Annotated in this window: 5 protein-coding genes; all 5 read left to right on the top strand. The window is 74.3% G+C overall.

The features are described 5' to 3' along the window. The first annotated feature begins 142 nt into the window (after nucleotides 1–142). Nucleotides 143–1,873: an alginate lyase family protein gene (locus tag VGR37_04870; protein ID HEV2146727.1), complete on the top strand. Its 1,731-nt coding sequence runs from the start codon at nucleotides 143–145 to the stop codon at nucleotides 1,871–1,873. A gap of 79 nt (nucleotides 1,874–1,952) precedes the next feature. Then, nucleotides 1,953–3,179, top strand: coding sequence for a glycosyltransferase family 4 protein (locus VGR37_04865; protein ID HEV2146726.1), 1,227 nt, complete (start codon nucleotides 1,953–1,955; stop codon nucleotides 3,177–3,179). Further along, nucleotides 3,176–4,291: a UDP-N-acetylglucosamine 2-epimerase (non-hydrolyzing) gene (wecB, locus tag VGR37_04860; protein ID HEV2146725.1), complete on the top strand. Its 1,116-nt coding sequence runs from the start codon at nucleotides 3,176–3,178 to the stop codon at nucleotides 4,289–4,291. Before VGR37_04865 ends, wecB begins: the two co-directional genes overlap by 4 nt. Then, a complete protein-coding gene (locus VGR37_04855; GenBank protein HEV2146724.1) occupies nucleotides 4,288–5,292 on the top strand; it encodes an NAD-dependent epimerase/dehydratase family protein in 1,005 nt (334 codons plus the stop codon). Before wecB ends, VGR37_04855 begins: the two co-directional genes overlap by 4 nt. Then, nucleotides 5,292–6,362 carry a glycosyltransferase family 4 protein gene (locus VGR37_04850; protein ID HEV2146723.1) on the top strand — a complete coding sequence of 357 codons (1,071 nt, stop codon included), beginning with the start codon at nucleotides 5,292–5,294 and terminating at the stop codon, nucleotides 6,360–6,362. Before VGR37_04855 ends, VGR37_04850 begins: the two co-directional genes overlap by 1 nt. Nucleotides 6,363–6,403: the final 41 nt, after the last annotated feature.

The following is a 6,403-nucleotide window of genomic DNA, read 5'->3' as shown; positions in this document are numbered from 1 at the left end:
CCCCCCCCCCCCCCCCCCCCCCCCCCCCCCCCCCCCCGGGCCGGGTGGACGGCTCGTACACGATCTTCGCGCTGATGTGCGTGGAGATGTGGTGCCGGCTCTTCGTCGACGGGGACGCACTCTGAGCGCGGCCGCGCCCGCCGTGCGCCGCGCCCTGCTCTACCTGCGCACCGCCCGCCACCTCCGCTGGCGACAGTGGGTCTACCGGCCGGTGCGGCGGGTGCAGCGGCTCCTCCCCGCGGCACCCGCCGCGGCGCTCCGGGTGGACGAGGTTCGGGCAGCCCGCATGGCGGAGGCGGTCGCGGCCTGGGGCCCCGGCGACGCGGAGGGCAGGATCCGGCGGGCGGAGGAGGTGTGTGCGGGGCGGTTCACCTTCCTGAACCACACCGAGGCGCTCCCGTCCCCGGACTGGCGCCGCCGCCACGTGGGGCACCTCTGGAGCTACAACCTCCACTACTTCGACTACGCGCTCGACCTGGCCTGGGCCTTCCGTCTGCGCGGGGACCCGCGCTTCGCGCGGCGCTTCGAGGAGCTGGCGGAAGGGTGGATCGCCGCGACCGCGGACGGGGCGGGGGACGGCTGGGAGCCGTACCCCCTCTCGCTGCGGACCGTCAACTGGACGCAGGCGCTCCTCCTTTTCGGCGACGCGCTCGGATCCGCGTTCCGGGAGCGCCTGACGGGGAGCCTGGCGCGGCAGCTCGCCACGCTGGAGCGCCGGCTGGAGTGGCACATCCTCGCCAACCACCTGCAGAAGAACCTCTGCGCGCTGGCCACGGGCGGGCTGCTCTTCGAGGGCGCCGCCGCGGAGCGCTGGAGGCGCGTGGGGCTGCGTCACCTCTGGCGAGAGGTGGAGGAGCAGGTGCTCCCGGACGGGGGCCACTTCGAGCGCTCCCCCATGTACCACGCCATCGCGCTCGGCGACCTGCTGGAGCTGCTGCTCCTGCTGCGTGCCTGCGGCGAGCCCGCACCCCCGGCCGCGGTGGAGCGCATCGGAAGGATGGCGGATGCGTTCGACCGCCTCTCCCGGCCCGACGGCTCGCTGCACCTGCTCAACGACTCGGCCGGGGGGATCGCCCCCGCGCGCGACCGGCTGGACGCCCTTGCCAGGGCGGCGCTGGGGCACGGCGTCGTGGAAACGGATGGTGTCTGGGAGTTGCCGCAAACGGGCTTCCTCGGCTATACTGCCGCCTCCACGGGGGAGCGCCTGATCGTGGACTGCGGCGCCCCCGGGCCCCCGTACCAGCCCGGCCACGCCCACTGCGGCCTCCTGGGGTTCGAGCTGGACCTGGGCGGGCGGTCCGTGTTCGTGGACTCCGGCGTGTCCGGATACGACGGCGACCCCTTCCGGGAGTACGTCCGGAGCACACGCGCGCACAACACCGTGGCGGTCGCCGGGCGCGAGCAGTCCGAGGTCTGGGGCACCTTCCGGCTGGCGCGGCGGGCTGTGGTGCTCTACGCGCAGGCGGATGCGGGCGAGGAAGGCTGCCGGATCCGCGCCGCCTACCGGCCGTTCCACGAGCGGCGAATCGTCCACCACCGCACCGTCGAGCGCGGGGCAGGGGACTGGACCGTCACCGACCGGGTGGAGGGCGCCGAGGACGCCCCACTGCAGAGCTATCTACACCTGCACCCCGAGGCGGCCGTCGTGGTGGAGGACGGCGGGATCACGGCCCGGCTCCCGGGGGTCACCGTCCACGTGGAGCCGTTCGGCACGGACCGCCTCGACGTCGTCCGCGGCGCGCGGGACCCGGTACAGGGGTGGTACTGCCCGGAGTTCGGGTGCGCCGTGCCCGCCGCGGCCATCGAGATGCATGTCGAGCGAAACAACGGTGGCGTTTTCGGCTATCGAATCCGAACGATCCGAGGTGGTTGAGGTGAAGCGGTCGTCCCAGCTGCACGTAGGCTATCTGGTACAGCAGTTTCCCCCTGAGGTCGGTGCCGGCCCTGCGCGCGTGACCGAGATGGCGCGCCGCTGGCAGGAGGCCGGGGCGCGCGTGACCGTGGTCACCGGGCTCCCGGGCCGCGCCATCCCGGGGCGGGCGTACGGGAGCGGCGACCCCGCGTACCGGGGGAAGCTCTTCATGGAGGAGGAGTGGGAGGGGATCCGCGTCCTCCGCTCCTGGCTGTACCCCACCACCCGGCCGGGCTTCTCCCGGACCGTGCTCAACAACGTCTCCTTCATGGCGACGAGCGCGGCGCACGCCCTCGCCCGGTTGGGGCGCACGGACGTGCTGATCGCCAGCTCGCCGCCGCTCTTCCCCCACGTCGCAGGTGCGGCGGTGGCCCGCATGCGCGGGATCCCGCTGGTGCTGGAGGTGCGTGACCTCTGGCCGGACTACCTCGTCGGAATGGGGATGCTGAAGGAGGGGCACCGGGCGACCCGGGCCCTCTTCGGCCTGGAGCGCAGACTGCTGACGCGGGCGGACCACGTGGTGGCGGTCACCGGGTCGTTCCGGCGCCGCATCATCGCCAAAGGCGTGGCCCCCGAACGGGTGGACGTGATCCCCAACGGGGTGGACGTCGAACTCTACTTCCCCTCCGACGAGCCGCCGCCGCTCCCCACCCTCGCCCGCCACAACGGGGAGTTCGTGGCGGGGTACCTGGGCACCTTCGGGGCGGGCCAGCAGCTCAGCACGCTGGTGGACGCCGCGGCGATCCTGCAGCGGGAGGATCCCTCCATCCGCATCGTCCTGGCGGGCGACGGACTCGACCGGGAGCGGGTGAGCAGCCGGGCGGAGTCGCTCGGGGTCGGCAACCTGGCCATCCACCCGCCGATCCCCAAGGACCGGACGCGCGCCTTCTACAACCGCTGCGACGTGTGCCTGGTCCCGCTGGCGCCGATCCCCGTGTTCCAGGAGACCATCCCCTCGAAGATCTTCGAGGTCATGGCGTGCGAGCGGCCGGTGCTCGCCAGCCTCTCGGGTGAGGGGAAGGACATCGTGGAGCGCAGCGGGGGAGGGGTCGTGGCCCCGCCGGGGGACGCCCGCGGAATCGCGGACGCCCTCCACGCGCTCAAGCGCATGGCGCCGGAGGAGCGCGCCTCGCTCGGGCGCAGGGGCCGGGAGTTCGTCGCCCGGGAGTACGCGCGGGAAGCACTGGCCGACCGGTACCTGGACATCCTCGCCGACGTGGCCGCCCGGCCGCGTGGCGCTTCCTCGCACAGCCGTCGGCAATCGTGAGCGGTTCCATTCCCAGGCGGGTCCTGGTGGTCGCCGGGGCCCGCCCCAACTTCATGAAGGTCGCCCCCGTGCTGCACGCGCTCCACGCGGCGGGGCACCAGGCGCTCCTCGTGCACACCGGGCAGCACTACGACGTGCGCATGTCGGACGCCTTCTTCGCCGACCTGGCGATCCCCGAGCCCGACTTCCACCTCGGGGTGGGCTCCGGCTCGCACGCGCTGCAGACGGCGCGCGTGATGGAGGCGTTCGAGGGCGTCCTCCTAGAGGTGCGCCCCGACTGGGTGGTGGTGGTGGGCGACGTCAACTCCACTCTCGCCTGCGCGCTGGTCGTCTCCAAGCTCAAGGAGGAAACGGGGAGCCGCATCGCCCACGTGGAGGCGGGGCTGCGGAGCGGCGACTGGCGGATGCCGGAGGAGGTGAACCGCGTCCTCACCGACCGGCTCTCCGATCTGCTGCTCACCCCCTCCCGCGACGCGCACCCCAACCTCCTCGCGGAGGGGATCCCGGAGGAGCGCATCGCCTTCGTGGGGAACGTGATGATCGACACCCTTCTGGCGCAGCTCCCCGCCGCCCGCGCCCTGGGGCTCCCCAGGCGGCTGGGCCTGCGGCCCGGAGGGTACGCGGTGGCGACCCTGCACCGGCCCTCCAACGTGGACTCCGAGCCCACGCTCCGGGCCGCCCTGGAGGGGCTCGCGCGCGTCGCCGGGCGCATGCCGGTGGCGATCCCGCTGCACCCCCGCACGCTGAAGAGCGTGGAGGCCCACGGGCTGGAGCCTCTGCTGGCCCGCCTCTGCCGGCTGGAACCGCTGGGCTACCGGGAGATGCTCGCGCTCACCGACGGCGCGGCGGTGGTCCTCACCGACTCCGGCGGGCTCCAGGAGGAGACGACCGCGCTGGGCGTCCCCTGCGTCACCCTCCGCGAGCAGACAGAGCGGCCGGTGACCATCACGGAGGGGACCAACCGCCTCGCTCCATGGCCCCTGGCGCCGGACGGGGTGGAGGCCGCCTTCGAGGAGGCGCTGGCCGCGGGCCGGGCGGCCCCGGGCGAGCGGTCCCCCGAGGGGTGGGACGGCCGCGCCGCGGTGCGCATCGTGGAGCGGCTGGCGGAATGACCTCCGTGCGCGGGCCGGTGCTGGTCACCGGCGCGACCGGCTTCCTGGGGCGGCAGCTCTCCGCGGCTCTGGCCGCGGAGGGCATCCCCGTCCGCGGGCTGGTGCGCGATCCCGCCGCCCGGCTCCCCGACGGCGTGGAGCCTGCCCCCGCCGCGGGCCTCCACGACCGCGAGGCGCTCCGCCGCGCCCTGGACGGCGCGCAGGCCGTGGTCCACCTCGCGGCCCGCGTGCACGTGATGCGCGACGCGGCCGCGGACCCGCTGACGGAGTTCCGCCGCGTGAACGTGGAGGGCACCCGCGTGCTGCTGGAGGAGGCGGTGTCCGCCGGTGTGCGGAGCTTTGTCTTCGTCAGCTCTGTGAAGGCGGTGGGAGAGGAGAGCGACGCCCCCTGGACCGAGGATACGCCCCCGCGGCCGGTGGACCCCTACGGGATCAGCAAGCTGGAAGCGGAGCGGCTGGTGCGCGAGATGGCGGACCGGGCTGGGCTCCATGCGCCCATCCTGCGCCTCCCCCTCGTCTACGGCCCCGGGGTCAAGGGGAACATGCTCCAGCTCTTCGCCCTGGTGAGCCGCGGCGTGCCGCTCCCTTTCGGCGCGGTGCCGAACCGGCGCAGCATGGTCTACTCCGGGAACGTGGTCGCCGCGATTCGGGCGGTGCTGGACTCACCTGCGGCGGGATCGGGGGTCTTTTTCGTGAGCGACGGGCGCGACCTGACCACCCCGGAGCTGGTCCGCGAGGTCGCCCGGGCGCTCGGCGTCGAGCCGCGGTTGCTGCGCGTCCCGCCTGCGCTCCTGCACGTCGCCGCCCGAGCCGGAGACGTGCTCTCGCGGGTCGCGCCGTTCCCGCTCACCTCCCCGGCGCTGCAGCGGCTCACCGGCTCGCTCGCGCTGGACGCGAGCGAGCTCGGGCGGGTCACCGGCTTCCGCCCCCCCTACTCGGTGGAGGAGGGGCTCCGTGCCACCGCCGAGTGGTACCGCGCCGGGGACGCGGCGCGCGCCTGATGCTGCCCGAGCTGCTCCTCGTTCCCGCGGCCGCGGCCACGAGCTGGGCCCTCACCGCGGCGGTGCGCAAGTACGCCCTGGCCCGCTCGGTCCTGGACGTGCCCAACCAGCGCAGCTCGCACACCGTCCCCACCCCGCGCGGCGGAGGGATGGCGATCGTGGTGGCCTTCCTCGCCGGGGTGGCGCTCGCCGGGCTGGCGGGGTGGGTCGCTCCGTGGGTCTCGGCCGCACTGCTGGGCGGTGGGGTCCTGGTGGCCGGAATCGGGCTGGTGGACGACCACCGCAGCGTCTCCGCGCGCGCCCGGCTGGCGGTGCACTTCCTGGCCGCCGCCTGGGCCCTGTATTGGCTGGGTGGGCTCCCGTCGCTGGGGGTGGGGTCGGGCACCGTACAGCTGGGGATTGCTGGGACGCTCCTCGCCGCGCTGGGAGTGGTGTGGTTCGTCAACATGTACAACTTCATGGACGGGATCGACGGGATCGCCGGGAGCGAGGCGGTCACCGTCGGCCTGGCCGGGGGCGGGCTCCTGCTGGCCGCCGGGAGCCCGGGCCTCGCCACGCTTTCGTTCCTGCTGGCCGCCGCCGCCGCGGGCTTCCTCGTGTGGAACTGGCAGCCGGCGCGGATCTTCATGGGCGACGTGGGGTCCGGGTTCCTGGGCTTCTGCTTCGCCGTGCTGGCGCTCGCCTCCGAGCGCGCCGGCGCCGTCCCCCTGCTCGCGTGGGTGCTGCTGCTGGGCGTCTTCCTCTTCGACGCCACCCTGACGCTCGGCCGGCGCGTGCTGCAAGGGGAGAGGTGGTACGACGCACACCGGAGCCACGCCTATCAGCGGGCGGTGCAGCACGGATGGGGCGCCGCCGCCGTGACCTGCGGGGTGATCGCCCTGAACATCGTGCTGGGCGCGCTCGCCTGGCTCGCCGTCGTCGAGCCGGGATGGCTGCCCCCGGCGCTCCTGGCCGGGGTCGTGGTCCTCGGGGCCGCATACCTGCTCGTGGAGCGCGCCCGCCCCATGTACCCGACGCGCGAGGGGGTCCCGGGGCCGAAGAGCGAGAGGTGTTCCACTCCGCGGAGTTGAATTATCTTCCCCGCGCCGGCTCGCGCCCGTCCGGCCGGACG

Source organism: Longimicrobiaceae bacterium (genome assembly GCA_035936415.1).
In the GTDB taxonomy this organism is placed as follows: Bacteria; Gemmatimonadota; Gemmatimonadetes; order Longimicrobiales; family Longimicrobiaceae; genus JAFAYN01.
Note: the sequence above shows the minus strand (reverse complement) of the source record. Positions and strands in the feature narration are given on the sequence as shown.

Bases quoted from the DNA above. Each gene is read 5' to 3' on its own strand.
- VGR37_04855 (HEV2146724.1), top strand. From the start codon at position 4,288: ATGACCTCCGTGCGCGGGCCGGTGCTGGTCACCGGCGCGACCGGCTTC.
- VGR37_04850 (HEV2146723.1), top strand. From the start codon at position 5,292: ATGCTGCCCGAGCTGCTCCTCGTTCCCGCGGCCGCGGCCACGAGCTGG.